The organism is Flavobacterium johnsoniae (assembly GCF_030388325.1).
GTDB classification, from domain to species: Bacteria; Bacteroidota; Bacteroidia; order Flavobacteriales; family Flavobacteriaceae; genus Flavobacterium; species Flavobacterium johnsoniae_C.
The window spans coordinates 4,791,955-4,807,070 of sequence record NZ_CP103794.1; the positions used below are offsets into that span (position 1 = coordinate 4,791,955).

Sequence of the window (15,116 nt, forward strand, 5' to 3'; positions counted from 1 at the left end):
TATAAATCTTTTTACATCTACATTTAACTGCCGTTTTTAAACAGCAAAAACTTACATATATGCCTACCACATTCAAACATACCGCCTTAAAAGTTTTAAAAATCACTGGAATAACAATTGCGGTGATTTTGTTTTTGTTGTTTATTATTCCGTTGCTTTTTCCTGGAAAAATTGCTTCTGAAGTAAAGAAAATTGCCAACGAAAGATTAGACACAAAATTAGATTTTACGAAATCTAAACTTTCCTTTTTTACTCATTTCCCAGCTTTGACTGTTTCTTTAGACGAATTGTCATTAACTGGTTCTAAACCTTTTAGTAATGATACTTTGTTAAAAGCAGATGAAGTTGCTTTTGGAATTGACATCAAAAGATTACTATTTGACAATGAAGTAAAAATCAACAAACTTTATGTTTCTGATGCTTTGATTAATGTAATGGTGAATGAAAAAGGTCAAGCCAATTACAATATTTATGTTGCGCCAGAAAAACGAAAAGACGAAAAAGATGCACCAGAAGAAGGAACAGCAATTCGATTAGAAAGAATAGATATAAAAAATTGCCACATAAAATATAATGACCGTTCGGCAAAAATTTTGGTTGACGCAAAAGGCTTCAATTATGTTGGAAAAGGAAACTTAAGCGAAGATATTTTTGATCTTGCCACAGATGCCAAAATTGATAATCTTGATTTCTTTTATGACAGAACAGGTTATGTTAGAAAAAAAGAAGTTCGTGCTGAATTAATTACAAGAATTAACACCAATTCGCTTTCTTTTATTCTACAGAAAAACGAATTGCGTATTAATAAACTGCCTTTAAAATTTACCGGTTTATTTACCATTTTACGAGACGGATACAAAATTGATATCAAAGCTTTATCAGAAAACACAACCGTAAAAGATTTGTTATCTGTAATGCCTCCAGAATATTTGACTTGGTTAGAAAAAACGGAAATTTCTGGAAGAAGCGATTTATTATTGACTTTTAAAGGCGATTATAATGTAGCGAAAAAACAAAAACCAAACTTGGCTTTCAATTTAAAAATTAATGAAGGTTCGGTAAATCATAAAGACGCACCAGTTCCTTTAAAAGATTTTCAAATGGATTTGAATGCCATTCTTCCGTCTTTAGATACCGAGCAATTGTTGGTGAATCTTAGAACTTTAAAATTTAAAGTTGGCGATAAAGATTATTTCAATGCTTATTTACGCAGTAAAGGTTTGAACGAAATGACTATTGACGCCAGCATAAAAGGCGCTTTAGATTTAGCGGTTGTTGATGCTGCTTTAGGTTTAAGTGATTTCGATTTGAAAGGAATTTTAAAAACCGATATTCAGGCGAAAGGACTTTTCAGCACTTCAAAAAAATTATTTCCGAAAACAATCGGAGGTATTTCTTTGCGAAACGGATGGCTGAAAACAAAATATTATCCAAATCCAATTACCAATATCACTTTTGTAGCAAATATGCTTAATAAAGCGGGAACTTTTCAAGATTTAATTGTTGCCGTTGCGCCTGCGTCATTCACTTTTGAGGGAAATCCAGTTTATATAAACGCCGCACTATCAGATTTTAATGATTTGGCTTATAATGCAAAAATAAAAGGTGAATTGAATGTTGGAAGAATTTATCAGGTTTTCTCACAAAAAGGTCTTGATTTAACAGGTTATGCAAAAGCCGATCTTTCTCTAAAAGGAAAACAAAGCTACGCCACAACTGGACAATATGACAAATTAGACAATAGAGGAACTCTGATTCTTAAAAATATAAAAGCTACATCCGAATTATTTCCGAAAGCGTTTTTTATAAAACAAGGAAATTTCCGTTTTCAAAACGAAAAAATGTGGTTTGAGAAATTTTATGCCTCTTACGGAAAATCCGATTTTGATATTAATGGTTATTTGTTAAATACCATTAATTATTTCCTAGAATCAAATGGAACTTTGAGCGGAAACTTCAACCTAAAATCAAAATTGATTAATGTTGATGAATTCATGGCGCTTGAAAAAGGAGAAAATAAAGATCAAAAGACAGAAATAGAATATGCAAAAGAAGATAATCCAAAAATGAGCGGTGTGGTTATGATTCCGAAAAATCTAAATGTAAGCTTAAATGCAAATGCAGACAAAGTAGAATACAACGGATTGATAATCAATAAACTTAACGGAAAAACTGGCGTTAAAAAAGAAGGATTTTACTTAGAAAACATTAACTTTAACATCATTGATTGCATTGTCGGAATTAATGCTTTTTATAAAGATGAATCTCCAACAGCTGCACACTTTGACGCTCATTTCACTGCAAAAGATTTCGATGTACAAAGAGCATACAAAGAAATTCCGATGTTTCATGATATGGTTTCTGCTGCAGAAAAAGCACATGGAATAATTTCTGTAGATTATAAAGTTAAAGGCGATTTAGACGGAAATATGGGACCAATTTATGCATCGCTTAACGGTGGCGGAACCATAAATCTGCGCGATGTAAAAATTCAAGGTCTGAAATTATTTGACGGAATTAGCTCTAAAACAGGACAAGACGGTTTGAACAATCCAGACATGAAAGGAATTGAAATTAAATCGACTATTGACAAAAACTTAATTAATGTTGAGCCATTTACCTTTAAAGTGGCTGGTTTTAGACCAACAATTAAAGGAACTACAAGCTTTGATGGACTTCTAGATCTCAGAATGCGTCTAGGTCTTCCCCTATTCGGAATTATCGGTTTTCCTATCGTAGTTACGGGCACGCATGAAGCGCCAAAAATTAAAATTTTCAGCAAAACTGGGCAAGAAATTAATCCAGCGGTTTATGATGAAAAAAGAAATAAAGTAATCAAGAAAGAAAAAGTCAGCAAATCCAAAAAATAATACTGATGAAAAAAGAAAAGCAAAATAAAAATGGATTTTTTGAAACGTTTGCCTCCAGAGTTACAAAAGCAACCGGAAGCACGACTGCATTTATAAGTGCCTTTTTGCTTGTGGTTGTTTGGGCTATTTCTGGACCTATTTTCAATTATTCTGAAACCTGGCAGCTAGTTATTAATACAGGAACAACTATTATAACTTTTCTGATGGTATTTCTCATTCAGAAAGCACAAAATAAAGATTCGCTTGCTATTCAGCTAAAGCTAAATGAACTCGTAGCTTCTAATGAAATGTCGAGCAACAGTCTTATTGATATTGAAGAAATGACCGAAGAAGAAATGATTATCATTCAAAAATACTATCGCCGATTAAGCGAATTGGCTAAGAAAGAAAAAAGCATCAAAACTTCACATTCTATTTCAGAAGCGCAAGAACTTCATAATAGAAAACACAAAAAATAGCACCAAATACACAACCAAAACTTAACTTTAAATAACCATAAATGAAACTGAGCTCTACCGAAACTTATTGGCCACTAAAAAATGCCATGAAACACAGCTATCCTTCTATAGCTTCTGATATCACTACCGATGTTTTAATTATTGGCGGCGGTATTACAGGAGCTTTAATGGCTTATAAATTAGTAAACGAAGGCAAAAAAATTGTTCTTGTAGACAGGAGAGATGTTTGCGGAGGCAGCACCTCTGGAAGTACCGCTTTATTACAATACGAAATTGATGTTCCGCTTCATCAGTTAATTAAGCTTAGAGGTACAAAATGTGCCATAGAAAGTTATCAAAATGGTAAAAAAGCTATTTTCGATCTTCGAAATATCATTGATGCCGTGGGTTGCGACTGCGGTTTTGAATTTAAAAAAAGCATCTATTTTACCACTTTAAAGAAAGATGTTCCTTTTTTAAAAAATGAATTCAAATCGAGAAAACAACATGGTTTCGAAGTAAGCTGGCTCAGCAGATCTGAATTGCAAAAAATGGGTTTAAACGCAATTGCTGGTATAGAATCTAAAACTGCTGCTGTTATGGATCCTTTTAAACTGGCAGGCGATTTACTTTTTTATTGTCATGAAAAAGGAATGCAGATTTATGACCGAACTAATATTACTGGCATTCAGCATCAAAAAGGGAGAATTATTGCGACTTGCGAAAATAAATACACCATAAAAGCAGACCACATTATACATTGTACGGGTTATGAAAGCACAGAAACACTGCAAGAAAAAGTTGTTGATCTGAAAAGCACTTTTGTAATTGCTTCAGAAAGCCAGCCTGATCTTCCTGAAAATTTTAAACACGCCATATTCTGGGATACAGGAAATCCTTATAATTATATTAGAACGACAGATGATAACCGAATTATTATGGGCGGTGGCGATGAAGATTTTAGAGATGCCAATAAACGTGATAAATTGCTTCCTAAAAAAGAAAAATATCTTTTGAAACAATTCTTGAAAAGATTCCCAGATTTAGATTTTAAAATTGATTATTCCTGGGCAGGAACTTTTGGAGAAACCAAAGACGGACTTCCCTATTTCGGAAAACCAAATTCGAGAAGAAATGAGCATTATTTTTTAGGTTTCGGAGGAAACGGAATTACGTTTAGCGTAATGGCAATGAACTCTATTCTAGATTCAATTCACAATAAAAAAAATACAGATTTGGAGTATTATAAGTTTGGACGATAATTCAAGAGGCAAAGGTTCAAAGGCACAAAGAGGCAAAGGTTTAAAAACTTTGTACCTATGTCCCTCTGAACCTTTGTCACTTTTTAAAAAACCAACTCCATCTGAATATTACATCTTTTATATGGCGTTTCTAAGCCAAAAACTTTTTCGAAACCAAGTTTATAATAGAGATTTATTGCAGGTTTTAAGATTGTATTGCTTTCCAAATATATTTTTTTTGCTCCAAGTTCTTTTGCTTTTTCGGCAATTGCTTTTCCTAAAAGCCAGCCAATACTTTTGCCTTGAGCTTTGGGTGAAACCGCCATTTTTGCCATTTCAAAATCATAATCGGCTACATTTGATTTTATTAGTGCACAAACACCAACAGGTTCGTTATCATATAAAGCAACCAAAATTTCGCCACCTTTATTAATAATATATTCTTCAGGATTATCTAGTGCTTTATAATCAGACTCTTCCATTTCAAAATAAGTCGAAATCCATTCTACATTCAAATCTTTAAATGCTTTTTTGTATTTAGAATCGTATGCAACAATTTCTACATTTTTGCTTTCGCGAAGTTTTTTCTGGTCGCTAACTCTTTTAAAAAGTGATTTCTGCTGCAATAAAAATTCCCATTCTTCGACCGCAGCCCAAAGATTGTGTTTCGCTTCAGATATTAAACCTTCAACAGCAACATCAATATCTAATAATTGCTGTTTGATTTTCTCAGAAATCTCAATTCCTTTCTTTGTTAAAACAACATTATTTTTACGTTTGTCTTCTGTTTTTATACCTTCTTCAAGTATTCCAGCTCCAATCATTTCCTGAATAATTTTACTTACAGAAGGTTGCGAATGCCCAATTTCATTAGCAATTTCGGTAATTGTAATTTCTCTATCTTCAGCAATTGTATAAAACACAGGAAACCATTTAGGATTAAAATCTACTCCATATAATTCGTAAATTTTAGAAGCATCTTCTGTAAAAGATGCAGTCATTAAACGTAAACGGCTTCCTAAAGCTACTTTTCCAACTTTATCAAAAAATTCCATAACAATAATTAATTATATAACTAGTTATGCAAATGTATAAAAAAAAACTTTTTTACAAAAGATTTTTTTTGGGACAAAGGTTCAGAGGCGCAAAGGGTCAAAGATTTTTTACTTTGAACTTATACAACACTACCGCTGAACCTTTCAAAAAAAAAACTAAGATTCTAAATTTAGAGTTTTAATTTTTCAGTTAAAAACTCATAAAATCAGAATCTTAGCATTTTAGTATATATCTTGCTTAAAAGCTAACGACATTATTTATTATGACAATTTTAGAAACCTTTGCAACTTTGTTCCTTTGTCTCTTTGTCTCTTTGAACCTTCTTCTAAGCTGTAATAGCCAACGAGTTCAAATTAAACTTGTATTCTTTTGGACTGCAATTGTATTTTTGTTTAAATATTTTAGAAAAATAACTTCTGCTTGTAAAACCGATGCAATACACAATTTCTGAAATATTTAGATCAGAAGTTCTAATTAAAACTTCTGCTTTTAGAACTCGCATATGAGTAATATAATCGTTTACAGTGCGATTATGAATCATTTTAAAACCTTCTTGAAGTTTGTTTGGAGATAATCCAGATTTTTTACTCAAAGATTTAATAGAAAAAGCTTCTTCTGGAGTTGATTTTATAAACTCCGAAAGTTCTTTTATTTCTTCCATTTCTCTCAAAGTCAAACCGTTTGATTCGTTTGCAAAAGCATGTAAATCATCAGAATGCTGCTGAATTTCCATTGCCAGAATAATTCTCATAATTCCTTCTTTCAAAAGATTTCTAACAATTCCGGTTTGCGTAATCGAATTAAGTTGCTCGATTTTTTCGGCAATTTGTAAATTATACGAACCGATATAAAAGAAATCTTGAACCAAATTGTTTTCAAAAAATGTATCTCTTACCTTTTGATTTAAAGATTGCGCCTGTTGTTTTGTATCACTTTGTGTTCCAACAATAATCAAGGTCAATTTTGTTTTTTTTCCTTTTTCAAAAAATAAAACATTATCCTGATTTTCTTTAGAAGTTACAATTGCTGTTTGAAAGGTTTTTAGTTTTCGCTCTTCTCCATTCAATCCAAAACTATGCGCGAGATTTCCTTTAGAACAATAAGCAAAATAAATAGGCGACGATTTCACATTCAAAATATCTAGTCTAACATCTGTAGAAAATGTCATATCAAATTGAACGTAAGAAATAGCGTCATTAAAAGAAGCTCCGATTATGGAACCTTCGGCAAAACTATTTTCAACTTCCAACGTATATTCGTCTAAGTCAAAAGTCACTTTTCCTCCAAAATTTGTATGAAGCTCATCAAAAATATTCTGAGTTTTCTCTGTATTTATAGTAACTATTTTCATGGTCGACGGATTTAAATTCTACAATGTATCCAACAGATCATTTGTAAAAATCTGAAATTCAAAGTTCGTTTAAAGACAGACCAAAGTTGTTATATAATTTTTCGGTTTTGTTTTATAATTCCTTATAAATGCTTACTTTAACATAAATTGAAGAATTGTTATAAGTAAGTATGAAAAGTTTCTCTTTTGCTCCAATAAGTTCACCAACTTCCAAAATATTAATTTTAGGCACAATGCCTGGAACAAAATCCTTAGAACTAAATCAGTATTATGGTCATAATCAGAACAACTTCTGGAAATTTATGTTTAAAATTTTAAATGAAGAATTCTCTGAAAATTATGAAGAAAGAAAAAACCTGTTAATTAAAAACAAGATCGCATTGTGGGATGTCTTACAATTTTGCGATCGAATTGGAAGTTTAGACAGCGCTATAAAAAATGAAATAGCAAATGATTTTGAAAATTTTTTAGAACTTCATCCTCAAATAAGCGTCATTTTCTTTAACGGACAGAAAGCTGCTTCCTTTTTTAAGAAGTATGTTCGTTTAAATAAAGATTATCAAACCTTTACATTGCCTTCTACAAGCCCCGCCAATGCCAGCAAGTCTTTTCAAAGTAAATTAGACCAGTGGAAACTCATTGGAACCTATTTATAACTAGGTAATTTTATACAATTAAAAGGCAAATATTGGAATCATGTAACTTTTTCCTTTTAAAATATAACAAATCTCAACCACTCTTAAAGTAATTTTACAAAAAGAAAAATAAGCCATATTGAAGATTTGACAAATGAAATGGAAAGGCTTTCTTCTTATTAAAATTTACAAAGCAAACTGTAAAAAGTTTAGTCTATAAAGAGAACATTGGTTATGTTAGTTTATTTTTGGGAAAAAGCTACTCTATAGAAATATAGAGTAGCTTTGTTTTTATAGGCTACCATAAAATTCAAAAAGCATGAAAATTCAAACCTATTATAATCATATTCGGTTTTACAAACCGCATCATTTCATATACTATCCTGTTTTAATTTTGTTTCTAATTGCGAGTATTTATTTTGCGATTACAACAGAAGATCACTTAATTTGGGCCTTTATAAGCGTCGGTTTTATATTCTTATTTGCGCTTGCTTTTATGCTTCGTCAGCATTATGCGCTTACTTTGCAAAACAGAATTGTACGTCTAGAAATGCGTTACCGCTATTTTACATTAACTGGAAAACGTTTCGAAGAATTTGAATACAAACTAACAGACGATCAAATATTTGCTTTGCGATTTGCTCCAGATGACGAATTTATTCCTCTTTTAGAAGATGTTTTAAAAAATAATTTAACTGGCGATGCAATCAAAAAAGCAATCGTACACTGGAAAGCCGATTATCACAGAGTTTAACTTATTCTTTTCTTTTATTGAAAATAAGATAAAACAGAAACAACAAAATCCAAACTACAGCAATTACGATAAAATAGATTCCGATAATATTGGGATGCAGATAATTCGGCTCGTAGAATAATTTGTCTAAAGTGGTAATTTTTTCTATAAGCGCTTTTCTATCAAAATTATTTCTAATTCCGTTTAATGGTTCATCATTTTTATCTCTGTAATGATAAACATCTTGCGTTAATTGTTTCGGGACAAGATTTGTCTCTATATTGTATTTTTTAAGAATCGTATCCAATCTTTGAAACTCGTATGTTAAAGAATCTTTCTTCGATTTATAAAGCAAATTATAACGGTCAATTGCCGCTTGACGTTTCTGTTTATTAATCGAATCTCCTTTTACAGCACTAAATAGCGAATTATTTTCTAAGAAAATGCAAATATCTTCATCATGTTCTGGATGCACAGGAACACTTTTGAAAACAATTTCGGTGCTATCATTAATTTCTCTTTTCAAAATAATTCGTTTGTATAATTCTTCTTTATCAAAACCTAAAATATCCAGAATACTGTCTGCTTTATTGGTTGTTTTATCAAAAGTACTTGCCAGAGCTTTTATGGTATCGATACTATAATAAGTAGTTTCTGTAATAGGATATTCGCCAGCCGAAATGGTATCTTCTTGTTTAATTACAGGATAAGGTTTTGGATATAAAATATTCTCATAATTAAACAATTTCTCCGAAGTGTACGAAGTGTAACCATACAAAAACGGATTTAAAACATTCAACAGTTTTTTATCTTTATTAAAATCTTTTTCAGGTAATTCTGTTTTCAGTTTCGCATTCATTCCGAAACTGTAACTGATAAAAAATGAAAAAGTCAAAAAAGAAATTAATAGCAAACAAGTTGCGATTTTTAGCAAATTTCCACCTTTATAACTTTCTCTAGAATGATTTTTAACCAAAAAAATCAGAAAGAATAACAAAAACAATCCGCTTACAAAGAAATGCGAAATCGAAACGTCATCGTAAAATTTAAATCTGTAGAATTCGGTATAAATATTTATTTTCCCTAAACCTTTAAAAGTCAAATAACCGTACAGAAAATAAACTAAATGAATTAAGGCTAATACAATAACAGATTTTACGAAGTAACGTTTTAGGTTTTTAGTCATGGAAAAAGGTTGTAAGTTGCTAAGATTCTAAGGTACTAAGTTTTTTTTAAAGTGACAAAGATTCAAAGGTTCAAAGGAACAAAGGTTTAGCCGTTGTTCAATAAAAAACAAAAAAAAAGACGCACAATAATGCGTCTCTTCAAAACCTTTGTCCCTTTGAACCTCTGAACCTCTGAACCTCTGAACCTCTGAACCTTTACTTAACCTCAAACCCTTCTTTCACAATTTCCTTTTCAACTTTATCAATCAACTTATTGGTTTTGCCTGTTAATCTTTCTTTTTTCCAATCTCCTTTTACATACAAAGCCAAAGTAATTAAAGCCGTTAGAACCGACGCAATCGGGAAAGCCCACCAAATTCCTATTTTACCTAAAGAAGTATTATGAGATAAGATAAAAGCAAGCGGAAACTGAATTACCCATTGCGAAACTAAAGTCAGAATCATAGGTAATTTTGTATTTCCAACTGCACGGAAAACGCCTGTTAAACAAAGTTGTAAACCTAAAAATCCCCAAGAAAGGCAAGTGATTCTTAATAATTCTGTTCCGCCTTCAATAACTGCCTGATCGTTTGGAACGAAGAACGCAATTAAATAAGGAGCGAAAATAAAAGCAATCACGCCAAGTCCCGTCAATAATCCGAAACCTAAATAAGCGCCTAATTTTGCAATTTCACCCGCACGGTCAATGTTTCCCGCGCCAATATTTTGACCAACCAAAGTTGCGATTGCCATCGATAAACCTAAAGCCGGAATTAAAATCAATTGAATTAAATTTGATCCTGCACCGTAAGAAGCAACGGTTAATGTTCCAAAACGTACAATTAAAAAAGTAATCGCCATCATTCCTAACGCTCTCATTGACTGCTCGATGGAAGAAGGGAATCCGATTTGAAAGGCTTTCTTAATATGTTTATAATCTGGTTTAAAATCTTGAATGCGAAGATGAATTCCGTGTTTTCCACGAAACAAGATTGCAAATCCGATTACAATTGCCAAAAGCTGTGTAAACAAAGTTGCCAAAGCTGCACCTTTTACACCCATTGCAGGAATAAAATTCCAACCGTAAATAAATAACGGATCTAGAGCAAAATTCAGAATAACGGTTCCTAAAACTATATAAACAGGTAAAGTAACACGTCCAACTCCACGCATAATGGACTGAAAAATCATAAATCCGAAACTAAAAACAAGTCCTATAAACGCTACGCGCATAAATCCTAAAGCATCAACATAAACTTGTGGCGTTACTTTTAACAGATATAAAAAATACGGACTCAAAATATATCCAATTATTGACAGTACAATCGAAACGATAATGACCATTGATAATGTTTGCGCCGCCACATGATTGACCATTTCCTGATTTCCAGCACCAAAATACTGAGCAATCAAAATTGATCCTGCAATGGCTAGTCCAGTTCCTAAAGCAATGGTTAAAAATATTACGGGAGTACTTATTGAAACTGCTGCAACGGCATCTCCGCCCAATCGGCCAACCCAAAAAGCATCAACCAACTGATATGCAGCTTGTAATAAATTGGCAATCATAATCGGAACTGCCAATTTTAATAATGAAGAAAGAATTGGTCCTTCTAGTAATTCATTTTTTTTCATTTATTCGAAATAACATTAAAAAATAAGTTGATATATCAACTTTTAAAGTTTAAAAAAATTTAAAGTGTTTCTAGTTTATCTGCGTATGATTTTACAATACCCAAAGCTTCAATTCTTTCTTTTGGAGAAAAAACAGACATTACCTCATCTTCAGCTCTTTTCATAAGAGAACGAATTTCTTTTGCCATTGTAAAACCTTCATCAGTAAGACTTACGATATTTTTTCGTTTATCGATTTTATCTTTTACAACTTCAACTAAATTCTTTTTTTCGAGAGCTGTAATACTTCTCAAGATAGAAGATTTGTCGCGCATTGTCTTGTCTGACAATTCTCTCTGCGAAAATCCTCTGTGACGTAAAATCATAAGTAATGGCAATTGTTCAAGCTGCAACGTAATTCCTGATTCTGTCATCAGCGCATTTGTTCTTCTAAAAATTGCCCTTTTCATACGATGAATTTGAAAAAAGAAGCTATCAGCTATTTCTTCTTTCCAAAAGTTTAAAGCATTTTCTTGATCTGCATTTATATTTTCCATGATGCAAATTTACAAAAAAGGATGACATGTCAACTATTTTTTAAAAATTAATCATTTAACTGATATTCAATTGTTTCAATCAAATAATTCGACTCAAAAAAGAAATTTGAACGATTATTTTTACTAACTTTATTGTTAAAATTTTCCTAATCAAATAAAAAATAAAGCTGATGAAAAAACTATTTATTTTTTTGGTAATGACGCTCTTTTGGATTCCAGTAAATGCTCAAACATTTGCAGAGAACACTTCAATTGAAAGTTTAACAACTGTTAAATCCGAAAGTGAAAATTTTCAGGATAATTACGCTGACGATCTTCCTTGGCATGCTAGAAGATTTAAAGTGACGGCTGGCGCTTTTTTTCCTATTAATAATACAGAAGTTAAAGTGGGTAGTAATAATGGTGAATTTGGAAATATAATTGATTTTGAGAAAGATCTTGGCTTTAATAAAAGTACGACTTCTTTTTTCGGAACTTTTGAATGGAGAATTTCCCGAAGATCTAGACTTGGCGCTGAGTATTATTATTTAAGCAGAAATTCTACAAAAACACTTCAGAAAGAAATTGAATTTCGCGATCATGTTTATCCTGTAAATGCTACTGTTTATGCTTTTATGGACAATCATATAGGAAGAATTACTTACGGTTATGCATTTGTCTCAAAACCAAAATATGAAATCGGGGCTCTTATTGGCGCGCACGTTCTTTTTGGCGACGTCGGAATAGGATTGGCTGGCGAAACGGCAAATTTAGAGGTTAAAGATAATTTTGGCTTTACTGCTCCTCTACCCGATATTGGAGTTTGGGGAGAATTTGTCTTAGGAAGAAAAGTTGGTCTTTATGCTAACTTCAATTATTTTGCAATTAAAATCAACGACTTTGACGGAAGATTGTTGAGTTACAATTTATCAATTTTGTATAATGTCTATCAAAATTTTAGTCTTACCGCTGGTTATACTGGCCTAAATATCAGAGTTGATATGGAAAAAGAAAGACTAAATGGATTCTTTAAATGGGGATATAATGGCCCAACTTTAACCGCAACTTATAGTTTTGGAAATCATGTGAAGCTTTATAAACATTGATTTTGAGCTTCTAAGGTTCTGAGTTGCTAAGGTGCTAAGTTTTAAAATTGGAATCTTTTTTTAACGCAAAGAGCGCTAAGATTTTTTGATAAGCGAGTTTTATAAAAACGCTAAGTTCGCAAAGCTTTGTGTAGAAAAAAGCTTTGCGAACTTAGCGTTTTGTATTCGTAATCTATTAAAAAATCTTAGCGCTCTTTGCGTTAAAATTAAGTTCAAAGTTAAGAAAACCTGAAACTTGAAACTTGAAACAAAAAATAAAAAAACAAACCCGATAGCTGCTCAGCTATCGGGTTCACTTCCAAACTTAAACTTACTTAACTCAAAATAAACTAACTAATTTATTTTTCTTTTGGAGTGAATTTTATAGCTGTTCCTCCTCCAGCTGCCAACTTAATGTTTAACACGGTTTTGCTGTTTACTGTTTGTTTAGAGATTGTAACCGGATACGGATTTGTTTTGTAATTTGCACCTGCTCCGTCTGCATATATTTCTGCTTCGTATTGTTTATTTTTATCCAAGAATGAAAGCGCAACTTTTAAATCTCTCGCATTTCTATTTGTAATAGATCCTAAATACCAGTTTTTTTCATCCCAATCTTTACGGGCAATTGTAGTATATTCTCCAATTTTTGAGTCTAAAACTTTGGTATCAGACCAAGTGCAAGGCACGTCTTTTACAAACTGAAACTCTGGTTTTCCTTCATAATTTTCTGGTAAGTCTGAAGCCATTTGCAACGGACTGAAAATAATAACATACAACGCCAATTGATTTGCCAAAGTTGTCTGTACTTTTGCTCCAGAAGGCGTTTTATAATCAAAATTGAAGTTTCCTGGAGTATAATCAAATGGTCCAGAAAGCATTCTTGTAAAAGGAAGCGTTGTTAAATGTTCTGGAGTATTTCCTCCATCTACAGACCATGCATTGTATTCTTGTCCGCGTCCGCCTTCTTGAGACATGAAGTTTGGATAAGTACGCTGCAAACCAGTTCCTTTCATTGGTTCGTGATTGTCAATCATAATATGATATTTGGCCGCCGTTTCGATTACTTTTCTGTAATGACGCGCTCCGTATTGGCTATCATGCCATTCTTTTTTATCTAAAAATTTGTTTACATAACCCGTTTTAACCGAATTGACACCCATTTTTTGATACAATTTGAAAGCATCTTCCAATTGATTTTCGTAGTTTTTGGTTGCTCCAGCAGTTTCATGATGTCCGATTAAACGAACATTTTTAACGGCAGCATATTTTGTAATTTCTTCTAGATTAAAATCTGGATAAGCTTTTACAAAACTAAACGCAGAACCGTCTGCCGTCCAGTCGCCGTCCCAGCCTTCGTTCCAACCTTCTACCAAAACTCCGTCAAAACCATTTTTTGCTGCAAAGTCGATATATTCTTTCGTATTTTTTGTAGTTGCACCATGTTTTGGTCCTTGTCCCCAAGTATATTTTTCTAAGTGCATTCCCCACCAAATTCCGATATATTTCGAAGGCGTTATCCAAGATAAATCTTCAATTTTTGACGGCTCGTTTAGATTCAGCATAATGGTTGAAGTTGCCACTTCTCCAGGATTTTTGCCCACAACAATAGTTCTCCAAGGCGTTTTAAATGGCGTTTCTGCATATACTTTTACACCATCAGCCCAAGGCACTAAATCGCTTTTGTATTGTTTGTCTGAAGTTTTTAATAAAGTCATAGAAGCAAAATCTGTTAAATTAGCTTCGTGAATCGCTACATACAATTTGTCTTTTGTTTCGAAAGTTGCGGGCGTATTAATGGTATCCGTTTTACTCATTAATGTTTTGCGATAAGTACTTTCGTAATAGCTATTTTCTCTGTGAACCGGAATCCACCAAACTTCATTATTATCTTTAAAAGTAAATTGCGTTATTTCATTAGAGATTTTGACTTTTCCTAAATGTGACTGTTTTGGAAATTCATATCGAAAACCTACGCCATCATCAAAAACCCTGAAAACAATATCTACCAAGCGCTCCTCGCCTTTTGCTTCTTTTAAATGAACAATCAATTCGTTATGATGATCTCTCACTTTTTTGAATTCGCCCCAAGGTTGTTCCCAAGTTTCGTCTGCCGATTTTTCTTCAGTAGAAACCACTTCAAAACCGTCTGTCATTTTGGCTAAACCTTGAAATTCAAACCCCATAAGAGAAGGCTCAATAACCGATTTTCCGTTAGAAGAAAAACTATATTGCGGCTGTCCAGTTGGTGTTAATTCAAAAGTTAATTCAGAGATTTTTTCTGGAGAACTGATTTTATACGTTTTTTTAGTACTGCATGCCAGCATTACTATTGATGCCAGCGCCATTATACAGTATCTATATTTTCTGTTTTTCATTATTTAAATTGTAT

At 32.4% G+C, this 15,116-nt stretch carries 12 protein-coding genes; 6 read left to right on the forward strand and 6 right to left on the reverse strand.

Translation table 11 applies throughout. The features are described from left to right. The first annotated feature begins 59 nt into the window (after positions 1-59). From NYQ10_RS20315 to NYQ10_RS20325, 3 genes are read left to right on the forward strand one after another with little or no spacing between them, the layout of a single operon-like run. On the forward strand, positions 60-2,870 hold the full coding sequence (locus NYQ10_RS20315) for an AsmA family protein (RefSeq protein ID WP_289878048.1): 2,811 nt from the start codon (positions 60-62) through the stop codon (positions 2,868-2,870). 5 nt (positions 2,871-2,875) lie between these two features. Continuing rightward, on the forward strand, positions 2,876-3,328 hold the full coding sequence (locus NYQ10_RS20320) for a low affinity iron permease family protein (RefSeq protein WP_289878049.1): 453 nt from the start codon (positions 2,876-2,878) through the stop codon (positions 3,326-3,328). Positions 3,329-3,369: 41 nt separating this feature from the next. After that, a complete protein-coding gene (locus NYQ10_RS20325; RefSeq protein WP_289878050.1) occupies positions 3,370-4,569 on the forward strand; it encodes an NAD(P)/FAD-dependent oxidoreductase in 1,200 nt (399 codons plus the stop codon). An 83-nt stretch (positions 4,570-4,652) separates the two neighbouring features. Here the strand turns inward: NYQ10_RS20325 and NYQ10_RS20330 are convergent, their stop codons facing one another. Next, positions 4,653-5,603, reverse strand: coding sequence for a helix-turn-helix domain-containing GNAT family N-acetyltransferase (locus NYQ10_RS20330; protein WP_289878051.1), 951 nt, complete (start codon positions 5,601-5,603; stop codon positions 4,653-4,655). A 326-nt stretch (positions 5,604-5,929) separates the two neighbouring features. Beyond that, the gene (locus NYQ10_RS20335; RefSeq protein ID WP_289878052.1) at positions 5,930-6,955 is read right to left on the reverse strand and encodes a helix-turn-helix domain-containing protein; all 1,026 of its coding nucleotides are present in this window, start codon (positions 6,953-6,955) and stop codon (positions 5,930-5,932) included. Between the two features lie 170 nt (positions 6,956-7,125). Between NYQ10_RS20335 and NYQ10_RS20340 the strand changes: the two genes are divergently transcribed. Beyond that, a complete protein-coding gene (locus NYQ10_RS20340) occupies positions 7,126-7,611 on the forward strand; it encodes a DNA-deoxyinosine glycosylase (RefSeq protein ID WP_436836297.1) in 486 nt (161 codons plus the stop codon). A 298-nt stretch (positions 7,612-7,909) separates the two neighbouring features. Beyond that, positions 7,910-8,344 (forward strand): DUF6526 family protein, encoded by a 435-nt coding sequence (locus tag NYQ10_RS20345; protein WP_289878053.1) that lies wholly within the window; start codon positions 7,910-7,912, stop codon positions 8,342-8,344. 1 nt (position 8,345) lies between these two features. Here the strand turns inward: NYQ10_RS20345 and NYQ10_RS20350 are convergent, their stop codons facing one another. From NYQ10_RS20350 to NYQ10_RS20360, 3 genes are all read right to left on the reverse strand, one after another. Then, positions 8,346-9,509 (reverse strand): hypothetical protein, encoded by a 1,164-nt coding sequence (locus NYQ10_RS20350; RefSeq protein ID WP_289878054.1) that lies wholly within the window; start codon positions 9,507-9,509, stop codon positions 8,346-8,348. 196 nt (positions 9,510-9,705) lie between these two features. Next, positions 9,706-11,124, reverse strand: a complete 1,419-nt coding sequence (locus tag NYQ10_RS20355; protein WP_289878055.1) for an MATE family efflux transporter — start codon at positions 11,122-11,124, stop codon at positions 9,706-9,708. 59 nt (positions 11,125-11,183) lie between these two features. After that, positions 11,184-11,660, reverse strand: a complete 477-nt coding sequence (locus tag NYQ10_RS20360) for a MarR family winged helix-turn-helix transcriptional regulator (RefSeq protein WP_289878056.1) — start codon at positions 11,658-11,660, stop codon at positions 11,184-11,186. Positions 11,661-11,830: 170 nt separating this feature from the next. On the opposite strand from NYQ10_RS20360, the gene NYQ10_RS20365 reads away from it, so the two are divergent. Further along, positions 11,831-12,745, forward strand: coding sequence for a hypothetical protein (locus NYQ10_RS20365; protein ID WP_289878057.1), 915 nt, complete (start codon positions 11,831-11,833; stop codon positions 12,743-12,745). 338 nt (positions 12,746-13,083) lie between these two features. On the opposite strand, the gene NYQ10_RS20370 is transcribed toward NYQ10_RS20365, so the two are convergent. Then, positions 13,084-15,102 carry a glycoside hydrolase family 97 protein gene (locus tag NYQ10_RS20370; RefSeq protein ID WP_289878058.1) on the reverse strand — a complete coding sequence of 673 codons (2,019 nt, stop codon included), beginning with the start codon at positions 15,100-15,102 and terminating at the stop codon, positions 13,084-13,086. Between the last annotated feature and the right edge of the window lie 14 nt (positions 15,103-15,116).

Coding starts and splice junctions, on each gene's coding strand:
- NYQ10_RS20315 (WP_289878048.1), top strand. CDS start 60: ATGCCTACCACATTCAAACATACCGCCTTAAAAGTTTTAAAAATCACT.
- NYQ10_RS20320 (WP_289878049.1), top strand. CDS start 2,876: ATGAAAAAAGAAAAGCAAAATAAAAATGGATTTTTTGAAACGTTTGCC.
- NYQ10_RS20325 (WP_289878050.1), top strand. CDS start 3,370: ATGAAACTGAGCTCTACCGAAACTTATTGGCCACTAAAAAATGCCATG.
- NYQ10_RS20330 (WP_289878051.1), bottom strand. CDS start 5,603: ATGGAATTTTTTGATAAAGTTGGAAAAGTAGCTTTAGGAAGCCGTTTA.
- NYQ10_RS20335 (WP_289878052.1), bottom strand. CDS start 6,955: ATGAAAATAGTTACTATAAATACAGAGAAAACTCAGAATATTTTTGAT.
- NYQ10_RS20340 (WP_436836297.1), top strand. CDS start 7,126: ATGAAAAGTTTCTCTTTTGCTCCAATAAGTTCACCAACTTCCAAAATA.
- NYQ10_RS20345 (WP_289878053.1), top strand. CDS start 7,910: ATGAAAATTCAAACCTATTATAATCATATTCGGTTTTACAAACCGCAT.
- NYQ10_RS20350 (WP_289878054.1), bottom strand. CDS start 9,509: ATGACTAAAAACCTAAAACGTTACTTCGTAAAATCTGTTATTGTATTA.
- NYQ10_RS20355 (WP_289878055.1), bottom strand. CDS start 11,124: ATGAAAAAAAATGAATTACTAGAAGGACCAATTCTTTCTTCATTATTA.
- NYQ10_RS20360 (WP_289878056.1), bottom strand. CDS start 11,660: ATGGAAAATATAAATGCAGATCAAGAAAATGCTTTAAACTTTTGGAAA.
- NYQ10_RS20365 (WP_289878057.1), top strand. CDS start 11,831: ATGAAAAAACTATTTATTTTTTTGGTAATGACGCTCTTTTGGATTCCA.
- NYQ10_RS20370 (WP_289878058.1), bottom strand. CDS start 15,102: ATGAAAAACAGAAAATATAGATACTGTATAATGGCGCTGGCATCAATA.